Source organism: Bradyrhizobium sp. USDA 4516, assembly GCF_054055915.1.
Genome location: NZ_JBSRXT010000001.1, coordinates 252,310 through 267,201, shown reverse-complemented (window position 1 = coordinate 267,201; position 14,892 = coordinate 252,310). Strand labels below are relative to the sequence as shown.

The following is a 14,892-nucleotide window of genomic DNA, read 5'->3' as shown; positions in this document are numbered from 1 at the left end:
AAGTACTCACAGCGTTGATCAAAACACGCTCCAGGCCGAAGTCATTTACCCTTTGTTTACCAGGAAGCCCGAAGGTTAACGCTGGCGGCGCATGTAGCGCTTGGCTGCCGGGGCGTGAGCTGTCGCGGATTACCGCTTCGAGGATCGCAACCAGGGAACAGGGGGCCACTCTAATCCCACCGGTCTAGCCGAGACGTGATTTGTGCCGGGACCCGCGGGGTTTGCGGGCGCAACATGTGACGAGCTCGTGCAATGGATGGTGCAGGACGCCTCACCCGATCGCTACGATCGCTGGGGCCTCAAGCTGACCTGAAAGCAGCCGCTATCGGAGCGGCGGTGCTGCTGCGCGAGTATGTCGGCGCCCATCTCGCACCCCGCAGGCGGCGTCCCGCCAAGCGGCCGCAAGTCATCATCGATCGCGAGCCGCCGAACCGCTACATCCTGATGGTCGAACGCTATCTGCCGCGCCGCATCGGGCTGGTCGCGACGCTCGCGATCCTGTTCGGCAGCCTGGGCCTTGGCATCGTCAAGGGTGGTCATGTCGAGGAATTCACCACCGCGCTCAGCGATGCCCGCAACGCGCTTGCCAATACCGCCGGCTTCCGCATCACCACCGTCGGCATCAACGGCCGCAAGCAGCTAAGCCAGGACGAGGTGCTCGCGATCGGCGGCGTCAACGGCCGCTCCTCGCTGCTGTTCCTCGACGCCGACACCGTGCGCGCCAAGCTGAAGGCCAATCCCTGGATCGCGGATGCCACGATCCTGAAGCTCTATCCGGGCCGGCTGCAGATCGACATCGTCGAGCGCACCGCCTTCGCGCTGTGGCAGCAGAACGGCCGCCTGTCGGTGATCGCTTCCGACGGCGCGGTGCTCGAGCCCTACGTCTCGCGCCGCTTCCTCAATCTGCCGCTCGTGGTCGGCAAGGGCGCCGACGTCAGGGCCCACGACTTCCTAGCGCTGCTCGACCGTTATCCGCAGGTCCGTTCGGTGACCAAGGCCGCGATCTTCGTCGGCGAGCGGCGCTGGAACCTGCGCCTCAAGGACGGTCTCGACGTCCGCCTGCCGGAGAACGACGTCGGCAACGCGCTCGCTGCGCTCTCCAGGCTCGACAAGGACGAGAAGCTGTTCTCGCGCGACATTGTCGCCGTCGACATGCGCCTGCCCGATCGGCTGATCGTGCAATTGTCGGAGGACGCCGGCAAGGCGCGCGACGAACTGTTCAAGGACAAGAAGTCCAAGAAGAAGGCCGGTGACTCCGCATGACCGGCCTTGATCGCAACCTGACCCCGAAGACCCGCCCGATGCAGAAGCGCACCGCGATGGTGGCTTCGCTCGATGTCGGCTCCAGCAAGATCGCCTGCATGATCGCGCGGCTGAGGCCATCGCCGCCGAACGAGGCGCTGCGCGGACGCACCCATGCGGTCGAATTGATCGGCTACAGCCAGATTCAGTCGCGCGGCGTCAAGGCCGGCTCCGTGGTCGATCTCGCCGAATGCGAGAAGGCGGTACGCCACGCGGTGGCGCTGGCCGAGCGCATGGCCAAGGTCCGTGTCGAATCCGTCCTGCTGTCGGTCTCCGGCGGCCGGCAGCACGGCCAGCTGGTCGAGGCCGCGGCCGATATCCGCGGCGGCTCGGTGACCTCGGACGATATCAGCCGCGTCACGTCCGCCGGCATGCGCCACGCCGCCGGCGCGGGCCGCACCGTGCTGCACGCGCTGCCGGTCGGCTACGCACTCGACGGCGTCAAGGGCATCCGCGATCCCCGCGGCATGGTGGCGCGCCAGTTCGGCGTCGACATGAACGTGGTGACGTCGGACGCGACGGTTGCCAAGAACCTGATGCTGGTGGTCGAGCGCTGCCATCTCAACGTCGAAGCCATGGCGTCGAGCCCCTATGTCGCGGGCCTCTCGGTGCTGACCGATGACGAGGCCGATCTCGGCGCTGCCGTCGTCGAGATGGGCGCGGGATCGACCACGATCGCGACATACTCCGGCGGACGTCTCGTGCACGCATCCGGATTTGCGCTGGGCGGACAACACATCACGATGGACCTTGCGCGCGGCATCGGCGCGTGCATTGCGGATGCCGAGCGAATCAAGACTTTATACGGCACGGTGCTGACCGGCGGTTCGGACTCGCGCGAGCTGATGTCCGTTCCCACTGCAGGCGATGATCGGGAGACACCGCAAATCGTGTCCCGCGCCACGATTGCGAACATTGTCCGGCATCGCGCCGAGGAGATTTTCGAAATGGTCCGTGACCGGCTCGCGGATTCCCCCTTTGCGGCAGAGCCGAGGGCGCGCGTCGTGCTGAGCGGCGGCGCCTCGCAGCTCACCGGCACCGTCGAGCTTGCCACCCGCATCCTGAACCGTCAGGTCCGCATCGGCCGTCCGCTCGGCTTCGGCCGGCTGCCGAACGAGGCGAAGGGCGCCTCATTCTCGGTGCCGACGGGCCTCCTGGTCTATCCGCAATACGCACATCTTGAACATGTCGAACCGCGGCGCACGCGGCAGCTCAGGACAGGGACAGACGGTTACTTCGGAAAGGTCGGACGATGGCTTCGCGAGGGCTTCTGATGACCGCACCCCGGCTCACTGCATTTTCACCAGCTCCGGCGGCCAGCGGCCGGGACGAACCAACGCGCGCATAATCGAGAGAGGCAACCATGGCACTCAATCTGACACCCCCTGACATCAGCGAGCTGAAACCGCGGATCACCGTCTTCGGCGTCGGCGGCGCGGGTGGTAATGCCGTCAACAACATGATCACCGCCGGGTTGCAGGGCGTCGACTTCGTCGTCGCCAACACCGACGCGCAGGCGCTGACCATGTCGAAGGCGCAGCGCATCGTGCAGATGGGCACCCAGGTCACCCAGGGCCTCGGCGCCGGTTCGCAGCCCGACGTCGGCGCTGCGGCCGCGCAGGAGGTGATGGACGAGCTGCGCGATCACCTCACCGGCGCCAACATGGTGTTCGTCACCGCCGGCATGGGCGGCGGCACAGGCACCGGTGCTGCACCCGTGATCGCCAAGGCCGCGCGCGAGATGGGAATCCTCACCGTCGGCGTGGTGACCAAGCCGTTCCACTTCGAAGGTCAGCGCCGGATGCGCACCGCCGAGCACGGCATCGCCGAGCTGCACAAGGTGGTCGACACGCTGCTGATCATTCCGAACCAGAACCTGTTCCGGGTCGCCAACGAGAAGACCACCTTCGCCGACGCCTTCGCGATGGCCGACCAGGTGCTGTACTCGGGCGTCGCCTGCATCACCGACCTGATGGTCAAGGAAGGTCTGATCAACCTAGACTTCGCCGACGTGCGCGCCGTGATGCGCGAAATGGGCAAGGCGATGATGGGCACCGGCGAAGCCACCGGCGAGAAGCGCGCGCTGACCGCCGCGGAAGCCGCGATCGCCAACCCGCTGATCGACGACAGCTCGATGAAGGGCGCCCGCGGCCTCTTGATCTCGATCACGGGCGGCAAGGACCTGACCCTGTTCGAGGTCGACGAAGCTGCCACCCGCATCCGCGAAGAAGTCGACGCCGACGCCAACATCATCGTCGGCGCCACCTTCGACGAATCGCTCGACGGCGTCATTCGCGTCTCGGTGGTCGCAACTGGTATCGAGCAGGCCGCGATCGCCTCCCGAGCCCAGGCTCCCGCCGCGCAGCAGTCGGGCGGTTCGCCGGAAAGCCGGCTGGCCGATCTGACCGCCCGCTTGCGTGCCGACAATCAGCGCATGGCCGAGCGTGCCCAGAAGCTGGAACCGCCGACCGGCGTGACGGTCGCCCCGATTGCGGCTCCGGCCGGCCAGCAGCAGCGTCCGGCCGTCGAGCGCGCCGCGCTCGCGGCGATCGCCGCCGCGGTTGCTCCCGACAGCGCGCCGGCCGCCCAGGCGCCGATGCAGCCGGCCTCCTACGGTGACGTCACCGTGCGGCCGATTGCCCAGAAGCCCTCGCTGTTCCCGGACCACGAGGCCGCCCGGGCCGAGCAGCATGAGCCGATGCCGCCCGAGACCTTCATCCCGCAGGCGGCGGAACGGTCGCCGGTCCGTGCTCCGCGGATGCCGAAGTTCGAGGATCTGCCGATGCCGGCGCAGGCCGAAATCCGCCAGGCCAGCGGTGACGGCGAACCGGAACACCCGCAGAAGACCCGCCTGTCGCTGCTGCAGCGGTTGGCCAATGTCGGCCTCGGCCGCCGCGACGAGGAGACCGAGCCGCCGATCGCGGCCCGTTCCTCCGGTCCGGCCATGCCGACGATGCCGCCACTGCCCGAGCGCAAGCCGGCCCGCAGCGTCGCCCAGCAGATTTCGGCGAACGAATCGCCGGTATCCGAATATGCAAAGCGCCCTGCGCCGCAGGGTCTGGACGCTCATGGCCGCCAGGCACCTGTTGCCCCAGCGCCACAGGGCGACGACCATCTTGATATCCCGGCCTTCCTGCGCCGGCAGGCAAACTGAAGTTTGTTACAATCTTGGCCACGAAGAAGGCCTCGGCGGGGAACCGCCGGGGCCTTTTCCTTGTCGCGGGCAGGCGATCGCGCCGGATGAACAAGCAACTGATTTTAAATGATTAATTATTCTTTCGGTGGTCAGATGGCGCATCGCCGAGGACCGCTTTCGCTGCCGTAGTTTGGTTTACCTTGGGCGTGAATGCGGCGGAGATGGGGTAACAATCGGTAAAGAAGCGTGAGTTGGCGCGGTTTAGGGCCGTGACTATGGTCTGCCGTGACTTGGGGAGCTCAAGCGAGTCGGCCTTGGGGAAATTGGCCACTTGAATTGAGTGAAGTCGGGTAGTGGGCATTATCGAATGAAGTTCAGCCGTCAAACAACGCTTCGGTCGCAAGCCACCGTGACTGGCGTAGGCGTTCATTCCGGTCTTCCTGTCAGTCTCACCATGGGACCTGCACCTGTTGATGCGGGTTTTATTTTTGTCCGCACCGGTCTCGACGGTTCCGACCGTGAAGTCGTGGCCACCGCCGATGCGGTGATCGCGACCGAGTTCGCGACGGTGCTGGGTGACCGCGAAGGGCCGCTGGTTTCCACCGCCGAGCACGTGCTCGCGGCGCTGCGCGGCATGGGCGTCGACAACGCCACCATCGAAGTCGACGGCGCCGAAGTTCCGATCATGGACGGCAGCGCTGCGGCGTTCGTCGCGGCCATCGATCAGGCCGGCATTGTGACCCAGCCCGGCGTCCGCCGCTTCATCCAGGTTTTGAAGCCGGTGCAGGTCAAGATCGGCGAATCGGTTGGCGAGCTGCGTCCGTTCGCCGGCGGGTTCCGCACCGAAGTCGAGATCGATTTCACCAACCAGGTGATTGGTCGCCAGACCTTCACCTTCGATCTGTCGCCGGAAGGTTTCCGCCGCGAGGTCGCACGGGCCCGCACGTTCGGCTGCATGAGCGACGTGGCGCGGCTGTGGGGCGCAGGCTTCGCGCTCGGCGCGTCTTTCGACAACACCGTGGTGTTCGACGAGGCCCGTCTGCTCAACGCCGAGGGCCTGCGCTACGCCGACGAATGCGCCCGCCACAAGGTGCTCGACGTGATCGGCGATCTGGCGCTGGCCGGCCTGCCGCTGCTCGGCAGCTACCGTTCGGTACGGGGCGGCCACAAGCTCAACAACGCGGTGCTGAAGGCGCTGCTCGCCGACCGCAGCGCTTGGCGGGTGGTCGAATCGGAGACGGCTCGGCGGCCGGCCCGTGGCCATGTCGAAGCCGGCGCAGGTACCGTGGGCGGCCTCGTTGCGCCGGCCTATGGCCCGGACGTGTCCTGATCGCCCAAGTCCTGATCGCCTGGCCGGTCGGGCCCAATTTCCGTAATAGCCACAGCAGGCTGTGAGCTTCGCCGGGTCGCCTTATTCCCGGCGGAATGGCTCCGTATTCGGTTGGTCCACGGTCATTTTTCGGCTAAGCAGGCCTGCGGTTGCGGGTAACGGCAGTCAAGGCACTGGAAATATTGCATCCATGACCGCGGTTCATGGGTGGAGTGGGGTCGCCGTTAACCGCATCAAAGGCGTCAGGTTCTAAAATCCATGTCGGCAATGCGTATGGCGCTCGAATCACGCAATTCTTCTGACATCTCCGGCCTGACCAAGGCCGCGCGCACGCTGCGTTTTGCGGCGGGGCTGATCGTGCTGGCCATGCCGCTCAGCGGCTGCGGCACCGGCGCGCTGTGGGACAAGTTCATGGCCAAGGACGACACGTTCGTCGATGAGCCCGCGGACAAGCTCTACAATGAGGGCTTGTACATGATGAACGAGAAGAAGGACCTGAAGGCCGCCTCGAAGAAGTTCGAGGAAGTCGACCGTCAGCATCCCTATTCCGACTGGGCGCGCAAGTCGCTCTTGATGTCGGCCTATTCGTTCTACCAGGCGGGCGACTACGACAGCTGCATTGGCTCTGCCACCCGCTACGTCACGCTGCATCCCGGCAGCCCGGACGCGTCCTACGCCCAGTACCTGATCGCGGCATCGCATTTCGACCAGATCCCGGACATCTCGCGCGACCAGAGCCGCACCGAGAAGGCGATCGCGGCGCTCGAAGAGGTGGTCCGCAAATATCCGACCTCGGAATACGCCACCCAGGCCAAGTCCAAGATCCAGGCTGCGCGAGACCAGCTCGCCGGCAAGGAAATGGCGGTCGGGCGCTATTACATGGGCAAGCGCGACTTCACCGCCGCGATCAACCGCTTCAAGACCGTGGTCACGCAGTACCAGACCACGCGCCACGTCGAGGAGGCGCTGTACCGCCTCACCGAGGCCTACATGGCGATCGGCATCGCCGGCGAGGCGCAGACCGCGGCCGCGGTGCTGGGCCACAATTTTCCAGACAGCCGCTGGTACAAGGACGCATATAATCTAGTAAAGTCCGGCGGTCTCGAGCCGAGCGAGAATCAGGGATCCTGGATCAGCAGGACCTTCAAGAAGATAGGTCTCGGCTAGGAATTGTCCTCGCATGCTGGCGCGTCTGTCGATCCGTGACATCGTCCTGATCGAACGGCTCGATATCGAATTTTCCCGTGGCCTCGCGGTGCTGACCGGCGAAACCGGCGCAGGCAAATCCATCCTGCTCGATGCTTTTGCGCTGGCGCTCGGCGGCCGCGGCGATGCCGGACTGGTGCGCCACGGCGCCGAACAGGGGCAGGTCACCGCCATGTTCGACGTCCCGAAGGGGCATCCGGCGGCCGGGATCCTGGCCGAGAACGGCCTCGACGACACCGGTGAGATGATCCTGCGCCGCGTGCAGCTCGCCGATGGCCGCACCCGCGCCTTCATCAACGATCAGGCGATCAGTGTGCAGACCCTGAAGGCGGTCGGTGCCGCGCTGGTCGAGATCCACGGTCAGCATGACGAGCGCGCGCTGGTCGACGCCTCCACCCATCGCCAGCTGCTCGACGCCTTCGCCGGACACGAGAAGGACGTCGCGGCGCTGGAAGCGCTGTGGGATATCAGGCGGACCGCCAATGCCGATCTCGACGAGCATCGCGCCGGCATGGAGCGCGCCGCGCGCGAGGCGGACTATCTGCGCCATGCCTCGCAGGAATTGAAGACGCTGGCGCCGAAGGAAGGCGAGGAGACCGAGCTCGCGGGTCGCCGCACCACCATGATGCAGGGCGAGAAGATCGCAACCGATCTGCGCGAGGCGCAGGAGGCGATCGGCGGCTCGCATTCGCCGGTGGTGTCGCTGTCGGCCGCGGTACGGCGGCTGGAGCGGCGCGCCGCCAATGCGCCCGCGCTGATCGAGCCCGCGGTCAAGGCGATCGATATTGCGATCAACGCGCTGGAAGAGGCCGACCAGCATCTCAACGCCGCGCTGGCGGCGACCGATTTCGATCCGGCCGAGCTGGAGCGCATCGAGGAGCGGCTGTTCGCGCTGCGCGCGGCCTCGCGTAAATATTCGACGCCGGTCGATCTGCTGGCCGCGCTGGCGGCGCAATATGCCGGCGACGTCGCGCTGATCGATGCCGGCGCCGACCAGCTGAAGAAGCTGGAAGCGGCCGCCGGTGAAGCCGACAAGCGCTATGCGGCAGCTGCCGCCAAACTGTCGGCGGCGCGCACCAAGGCCGCCGAGAAGCTCAACAAGGCCGTCAACGCCGAGCTTGCGCCGCTCAAGCTCGAGCGCGCGAAGTTCATGACCCAGGTCGACAGCAACGCGGCCGCGCCGGGGCCGCAGGGCATCGACCGTGTCGAGTTCTGGGTGCAGACCAATCCGGGCACCAAGCCGGGGCCGATGATGAAGGTCGCCTCCGGCGGCGAACTGTCGCGCTTCCTGCTGGCGCTGAAGGTCGTGCTGGCCGATCGCGGCTCGGCGCCGACCTTGGTGTTCGACGAAATCGACACCGGCGTCGGCGGCGCGGTGGCCGATGCGATCGGCTCGCGGCTGGCGCGCCTTGCCGGCAAGGTGCAGGTGATGGCGGTGACGCACGCGCCGCAGGTCGCGGCCCGCGCCAGCCAGCATCTCCTGATCTCCAAGGATGCGCTCGACAAGGGCAAGCGGGTCGCCACCCGCGTCAACGCGCTCGCCGCCGACCACCGCCGCGAGGAGATCGCGCGCATGCTGGCCGGCGCCGAGATCACCGCGGAGGCGAGGGCGGCCGCGGAACGGCTGCTCCGGGCGGCGACAGCGTAATCTCTCCCCTCGTCATTCCGGGGCGATGCGAAGCATCGAACCCGCAATCTCGAGATTCCGGGTTCATCGCTGCGCGATGCCCCGGAATGACCACCTCAGGTACAGATCGACTCGTACAAGTCATTCCACTGCGGATTGCTCGCTTCGATCAATTGCGTCTTCCACGCTCGCTTCCACTTCTTGAGCTCCTTCTCGCGTGATATCGCGGAGATCGGGTCGTCGTAGATTTCGAACCAAACCAGCTGCGTGATGTTGTATTTGGACGTGAAGCCTGGGACGGCCTTCATTCGATGTTCGTAGACCCGCCGCACGAGATCGTTGGTGATCCCAACATAGATTGCTCCGTCTCGTCGACTTGCTAGAATGTACACGTAGTACGACATGAGCCCCATTTCCCACACAGTCATTCCGGGGCGATGCGAAGCATCGAACCCGGAATCTCGAGATTCCGGGTTCGGTCCTGACGGACCGCCCCGGAATGACGAAAAACTATAGCGCGCCCGTCGCATGGCTAAAGCAGCAAAAAAGAAAGAACTCTCCGACGTCGACAAGCTCACCAAGGCCCAGGCCAAGGTCGAGTTGATGCGCCTTGCGCTCGAGCTCGAAGGTCACGACAAGCGCTACTATCAGGACGATGCGCCGAGCGTCACCGACGCCGAATACGACGCGCTGCGGCAGCGCTACAATGCGATCGAGAAGCGCTTCCCTGAATTCGTCACCGCGGAATCGCCGTCGCAGAAGGTCGGCGCCGCGCCGTCGGGGCGCTTCCGGAAGGTTCGTCATTCGCTGCCGATGCTGTCGCTCGACAACGCGTTCGCGGAAGCCGACGTGGTCGATTTCGTCGGGCGCATCACGCGCTTCCTCAAGCTGCCGGATGACAAGATCGATTTCTCGGCCGAGCCGAAGATCGACGGGCTCTCGATGTCGCTGCGCTACGAGGGCGGCGAACTCGTCACCGCGGCAACCCGCGGCGACGGCGCCGAGGGCGAGGACGTCACCGCCAACATCCGCACGCTCGAGGACGTGCCGCAGAAGCTGAAGGGCCGCAACGTGCCCGACATTTGCGAGGTGCGCGGCGAGGTCTATATGACCAAGAAGGCGTTCCTCGCGCTCAACGAGCGGCAGAAGGCGGCCGGCGACACCATCTTCGCCAATCCGCGCAATTCGGCGGCCGGCTCGCTGCGGCAGAAGGATCCCACAATCACTGCCTCGCGGCCGCTCGGCTTCTTCGCCTATGCCTGGGGCGAGATGAGCGCGCTGCCGGAGGATACCCAGACCGGCATGATCCACTGGTTCGAGCGGTGCGGCTTCAAGACCAATCCGCTGACCAAGCTGTGCCACTCGGTCGAGGAGCTGATCGCCTTCCATCGCAAGATCGAGGAGCAGCGCGCCGAGCTCGACTACGACATCGACGGCGTCGTCTACAAGGTCGATCGCATCGACTGGCAGGAGCGGCTCGGCTTCGTGTCGCGCACGCCGCGCTGGGCGATCGCGCACAAATTCCCGGCCGAGCGCGCCATGACGGTTTTGCGCGACATCGAGATCCAGGTCGGGCGCACCGGCTCATTCACGCCGGTCGGCAAGCTCGAGCCGGTCGGTGTCGGCGGCGTGATCGTGCAGAACGTCACGCTGCACAATGAGGACTACATCAAGGGCATCGGCAACAAGGGCGAGGTGCTGCGCGAGGGGCGCGACATCAGGATCGGCGACACCGTGGTGATCCAGCGCGCCGGCGACGTGATCCCGCAGGTCGTCGACGTCGTGATCGACAAGCGGCCGAAGAGCGCGAAGGAATTCCACTTCCCAAAGAAGTGCCCGTGCCCGCTGCACACCGACGTGGTGCGCGAGGAGACTGCGGCCGGCGAGGAGGGCTCGCGCGCCCGCTGCACCGGCGAGTTCGCCTGTCCGTTCCAGAAGGTCGAACACCTCATTCTGTTCGTGTCGCGCCGCGCCTTCGACATCGACGGTCTCGGCGTGAAGCAGTTGCAATATTTCTTCGACGAGGGATGGGTCAAGGAGCCGGCTGATATCTTCACGCTGCAAAAGCGCAACGCGAAGCTGAAGCTCGAGGACATCGAAGGCTACGGCGAGACCTCGGTGCGCAATCTGTTCGCCGCGATCGACAGCCGGCGCAGGATTGGCCTGGAACGCTTCATCTACGCGCTCGGCATGCGCCATGTCGGCGAGACCACCGCGCTGGCACTGGCGCGCGGCTATGGCTCCTGGGACGCGTTCCACGATGCCTGCCTCAAGGTCGCCAAGGGCGACGAGGAAGCGATGGCGGAGATGGATGCGCTCGACCAGATCGGCGACACCGTGATCAAGAGCATCGCCGACTATTTCGGCGAGAGCCACAATCGCGGCATCGTCGAGCGGCTGACCGGAGAGCTCGACGAGATCATCGACGCCGAGAAGCCGAAGAGCAATTCGGCGGTCGCCGGCAAGACCGTGGTGTTCACCGGATCGCTCGAAAAGATGACGCGCGACGAGGCCAAGGCGACCGCCGAACGGCTGGGCGCCAAGGCGGCCGGTTCGGTGTCGAAGAAGACCGACTACGTCGTCGCGGGGCCGGGCGCCGGCTCGAAGCTTGCCGAAGCGCAGAAGCACGGCGTCCAGGTGCTGACCGAGGACGAGTGGCTGAAGCTGATCGGGGAGTAGGATGTCCGTAATTCCGGGGCGCCTCGAAGAGGCGAACCCGGAATCTGGGGATTCCGGGTTCGATGCTGCGCATCGCCCCGGAATGACGAACTGCTCACATCATCCCCTGCTCATCCTCCTCGGCCTGCGCGATCAGCTCCTCGCTCACCACCACCTTCCGCCGCGGCACGACGAAGATCATGGTGCAGGCGCAGGCGATCGAGATCGCGAAGATCGCCGCGGTCAGCGGCAGCGTCGTGGTGGAGTGGCCGCCGAGATAGGCGCCGAATTGCGAGATCAGCGAGCCGATGCCCTGCTGCAGGAACCCCATGGCGCCCGAGGCGGTGCCGGCGGCTTCGGGCCGGATGCTGATGGCGCCGGCGGCGGAATTGGCCATCACGAAGGCGTTGGCGATCATCACGATCATCTGGGTGCCGAACAGCCAGAGCGGGGCCTGGTTTACTCCGGTAAAACTCCAGACCAGGTTCAACAGGCTGCCGCCGACCTGCAGCGCGAGGCCGAACCAGATCAATTTCTCCAGCGAGTGCCGCGGCGCGAAGCGCACGCACAAGAGATTGCCGACGAAGTAGCCGAACCCCGTCATCGCGAACCACGCGCCATACTCGGCACTGGTCCGGCCCATCTGGGTCACCACGATGTAAGGGCCGCCGCCGGCGAAGGCGAAGATGATCTGCGACGCCAATACCTGGCACAATAGATAGCCGACGAAGGCGCGGCTCGTCATCAGCTTGCCGAGGTCGCCGCGAAAGCTGGAGCTGTCGGCGCGGTCGCGGCGGGTTTCCGGCAGCGCCAGCGCGATGAAGATCGTGGTGATCAGCGACGCCGCGGTGATGAGATAGAGGATCGCGCGCCAGCCGAAGGCGGTCTCCAGCAGGCCGCCGGTCAGCGGGCTCACCATCTGCGCGATCATCAATGCGGCGACGACGAGGCTGATCATGGCGCCGACCCGCTCGCGCGGATAGAGATCGCGGATGATGGCACGGCTGATCACCATGCCGCTGGCGCCGCCGAGCGCCTGGAAGAAGCGCGCCGCAATCAGTTGCGGCAGGGTTTCGGCGAACACCGAGCCGACGCCGGCCACGACCATCAGTCCGAGGCCCGCGAGCAGCACCGGCCGGCGGCCGAACCTGTCGGACAGCGGCCCCATGATCAGCTGTGAAAGCGCGATGCCGACCATGTAGAGCGACACCGTCATCTGCGCGATAGAGATGTCGCGGCCGAATGTGGTCGCCAGCACCGGCAGCGCCGGCACCAGCATGTAGAGCGAGATCGGCGCCACGCCCGTCATCACGACGAGCATCAGCAGCATGACCTTCGATGTCGCGATGTTGTCTTTGGCCGCGCCGGGCGGCTTGCCCATCACGCCGTGCATTCAGGTCCGATCCAGCATTGTGGAAAGACTGTAGCGTGCCCGTCCGCGCGGAATACGGGCGTTTCGACATACGCCCATGCGATTTCAGGAGACGCGGTGACGATGTTTCGTCTCGCGCAATAAACCCAATGTCGTCAGCTGCGAATTCCGCGGTCGTCCTCCGCGAAAGCAGGGGACCCAGTATTCCAGAGGCAGGCGTATTTGAATTGATAGGCCGCGGCGTACTGGATCCTCCGCTTTCGCGGGGGATGACACAGAGCATTGGGGGGACGACGTCGAGCGTGCGGATGCCTGGGCGCGCCGCTACTTCAGCGCCGCCGTTGCCTCGTCCAGCCACAGCTTGGTGGCGTTGTCGTCGAGATGCGGCCGCACCACATGCGCGACGCGGGCGTGGTAGTCGTTGAGCCAGCTTAACTCGTCCGGGCTCAGCATGCTGACCTCGATCAGGCGGCGATCGATCGGCGCCAGCGTCAGCGTCTCGAATGCATTGATCGGCTTCTCGGCGCCGGCAATGTCGGTGCCGATCACGAGCTCGAGGTTCTCGATCCTTATGCCGTAGGCGTCGGTCTTGTAGTAGCCGGGCTCGTTGGACAGGATCATGCCGCGCCTCAGCGGCGTGGTGCCGAGCTTGGAAATCCGCGCCGGCCCTTCATGGACGCTGAGATAGCTGCCGACGCCGTGACCGGTGCCGTGCTCGAAATCGATCCCGGCCTGCCAGAGATATTGCCGCGCCAGCGTGTCGAGCTGCGCGCCGGTGGTGCCGTCGGGGAAGATCGCGCGGGCGATCGCGATATGGCCGCGCAGCACGCGGGTGAAGCGGTCGCGCATCTCGTCGGTCGGCTTGCCGATCGCGATGGTGCGGGTGACGTCGGTGGTGCCGTCCTCATATTGTGCGCCGGAATCGATCAGCAGGAGATCGCCGGGCTCGATGCGGCGGTTGCTTTTGCGCGTCACGCGGTAGTGCACGATGGCGCCGTTCGGCCCGGTGCCGGCGATGGTCGGGAAGGAGACGTCCTTCAGCGCGCCGGTCTGGCGGCGGAACGTCTCCAGCGCCTCGACGGTGTCGATCTCGGTGAGGCTGCCGGAGGGCGCCTCGCGATCGATCCAGGCGAGGAAACGCACCAGCGCCACCGCGTCGCGCTGATGCGCCGTGCGCGTGCCCTCGATCTCGGTGATGTTCTTGACCGCCTTCAAGAGGCTGACCGGATCGCTGCCGCGCACCGGCTTGCCGCCGGCACCCGCGATCAGGCGGCTCAGGGCGTCGGCTGCGGTCGCGCTGTCGAGCGCGATCGAGGCGCCGCGCTTGGCGAGCTCGGTGAGTTTTGCCGCCAGCGCCGCGGGCTGCTCGACATCGGCCGATTGCTCGAGATGGTCGCGTGTCGAGTTGGACAGCTTGCGCTGATCGATGAACACCAGCGGCCGGCCTTCCTTCGGTACCAGCGCATAGGACAGCGGCAGCGGCGTATGCGAGACGTCGGCGCCGCGGATGTTGAAGGTCCAGGCGACCGCGTGGCTGTCGGACAGCACCAGCGCGTCGACGCCGAGCTTGTTGATCTCGAGGCGGATGCGCTTGAGCTTCTCGGCTTCGATCTCCCCGGAAAACTGCGCGCCGTGGATCGTGACCGGACCGAGCGGCGGTGCCGGCCGCTCGTGCCAGATCGCATCGAGCGGATTGCTGTCGACGGCGACCAGTTCCGCGCCGGCCTTGGCGCAGGCCGCTGCCAGTCGTTCGGCTGCCGCAGAAGTGTGCAGCCAGGGGTCAAATCCTAGGCGGTCGCCGGCCGCCAGATGCCGGGTCAGCCAGTGCTCCGGCGGTGGATCGACCAGCGGCTCGACCTGCCAGGCCTTGCGGTCGACCTGCTTGCCGGCCTGCAGCGTGTAGCGGCCGTCGACAAACAGGGCGGCCTCCTTGCTCAGCACGATCGCGAGCCCGGCCGATCCAGTGAAGCCGGTCAGCCAGGCGAGCCGCTCCTCGGAGGCTGCGACATATTCATTCTGCTGCTGGTCTGCGCGCGGAACCACGAATCCGGTCAGCTTGCGCCGCGCCAGCTCCTCGCGCAGCGCGCTCAAGCGGGCAGTCAGCGCCACGCCGCCTTCGGGCTCTTCGAACGTCTGGAAATGGGCTTCGAACATCGCCGTCGCACTCTCTTCGGATGAAGCATGACCTTCGCGCGAGCGCGGTCAAGCATGACCATATTTTTGGCATAACTTATGCTTGAATATGGCATAGTGGAATTGGC

At 65.9% G+C, this 14,892-nt stretch carries 10 protein-coding genes and 1 pseudogene; 8 read left to right on the top strand and 3 right to left on the bottom strand.

Going from position 1 to position 14,892, the window contains the following annotated elements; genetic code table 11:
• Positions 1–18: 18 nt before the first annotated feature.
• From ACVI1L_RS01270 to recN, 7 genes and pseudogenes are all read left to right on the top strand, one after another.
• Positions 19–313: pseudogene (locus ACVI1L_RS01270) on the top strand (D-alanine--D-alanine ligase); the annotation flags it as partial.
• Entirely contained in the window at positions 253–1,263 is a 1,011-nt protein-coding gene (locus tag ACVI1L_RS01265) for a cell division protein FtsQ/DivIB (RefSeq protein ID WP_456782083.1), read from the top strand. The pseudogene ACVI1L_RS01270 and the gene ACVI1L_RS01265, both read left to right, overlap by 61 nt.
• Positions 1,260–2,576: a cell division protein FtsA gene (gene ftsA, locus ACVI1L_RS01260; protein WP_028332543.1), complete on the top strand. Its 1,317-nt coding sequence runs from the start codon at positions 1,260–1,262 to the stop codon at positions 2,574–2,576. The genes ACVI1L_RS01265 and ftsA overlap by 4 nt, the downstream gene beginning before the upstream one ends.
• A gap of 89 nt (positions 2,577–2,665) precedes the next feature.
• A complete protein-coding gene (ftsZ, locus tag ACVI1L_RS01255; RefSeq protein WP_057015002.1) occupies positions 2,666–4,456 on the top strand; it encodes a cell division protein FtsZ in 1,791 nt (596 codons plus the stop codon).
• A 349-nt stretch (positions 4,457–4,805) separates the two neighbouring features.
• Positions 4,806–5,768, top strand: coding sequence for a UDP-3-O-acyl-N-acetylglucosamine deacetylase (lpxC, locus tag ACVI1L_RS01250; RefSeq protein ID WP_168858441.1), 963 nt, complete (start codon positions 4,806–4,808; stop codon positions 5,766–5,768).
• Between the two features lie 258 nt (positions 5,769–6,026).
• Complete coding sequence (locus ACVI1L_RS01245) at positions 6,027–6,935, top strand: outer membrane protein assembly factor BamD (protein ID WP_456782082.1); 909 nt, start codon at positions 6,027–6,029, stop codon at positions 6,933–6,935.
• A gap of 13 nt (positions 6,936–6,948) precedes the next feature.
• On the top strand, positions 6,949–8,622 hold the full coding sequence (recN, locus tag ACVI1L_RS01240; RefSeq protein ID WP_168858440.1) for a DNA repair protein RecN: 1,674 nt from the start codon (positions 6,949–6,951) through the stop codon (positions 8,620–8,622).
• A 95-nt stretch (positions 8,623–8,717) separates the two neighbouring features.
• On the opposite strand, the gene ACVI1L_RS01235 is transcribed toward recN, so the two are convergent.
• A complete protein-coding gene (locus tag ACVI1L_RS01235; protein WP_057015104.1) occupies positions 8,718–9,005 on the bottom strand; it encodes a GIY-YIG nuclease family protein in 288 nt (95 codons plus the stop codon).
• A 124-nt stretch (positions 9,006–9,129) separates the two neighbouring features.
• Here ACVI1L_RS01235 and ligA point away from each other — a divergent pair, with 124 nt between their 5' ends.
• A complete protein-coding gene (gene ligA, locus ACVI1L_RS01230; protein WP_456782081.1) occupies positions 9,130–11,280 on the top strand; it encodes an NAD-dependent DNA ligase LigA in 2,151 nt (716 codons plus the stop codon).
• Positions 11,281–11,374: 94 nt separating this feature from the next.
• Here the strand turns inward: ligA and ACVI1L_RS01225 are convergent, their stop codons facing one another.
• Both ACVI1L_RS01225 and ACVI1L_RS01220 read right to left on the bottom strand, forming a co-directional pair.
• A complete protein-coding gene (locus tag ACVI1L_RS01225) occupies positions 11,375–12,652 on the bottom strand; it encodes a multidrug effflux MFS transporter (RefSeq protein ID WP_456782080.1) in 1,278 nt (425 codons plus the stop codon).
• Between the two features lie 303 nt (positions 12,653–12,955).
• Positions 12,956–14,785, bottom strand: a complete 1,830-nt coding sequence (locus ACVI1L_RS01220; RefSeq protein ID WP_253625840.1) for an aminopeptidase P family protein — start codon at positions 14,783–14,785, stop codon at positions 12,956–12,958.
• Positions 14,786–14,892 lie beyond the last annotated feature (107 nt).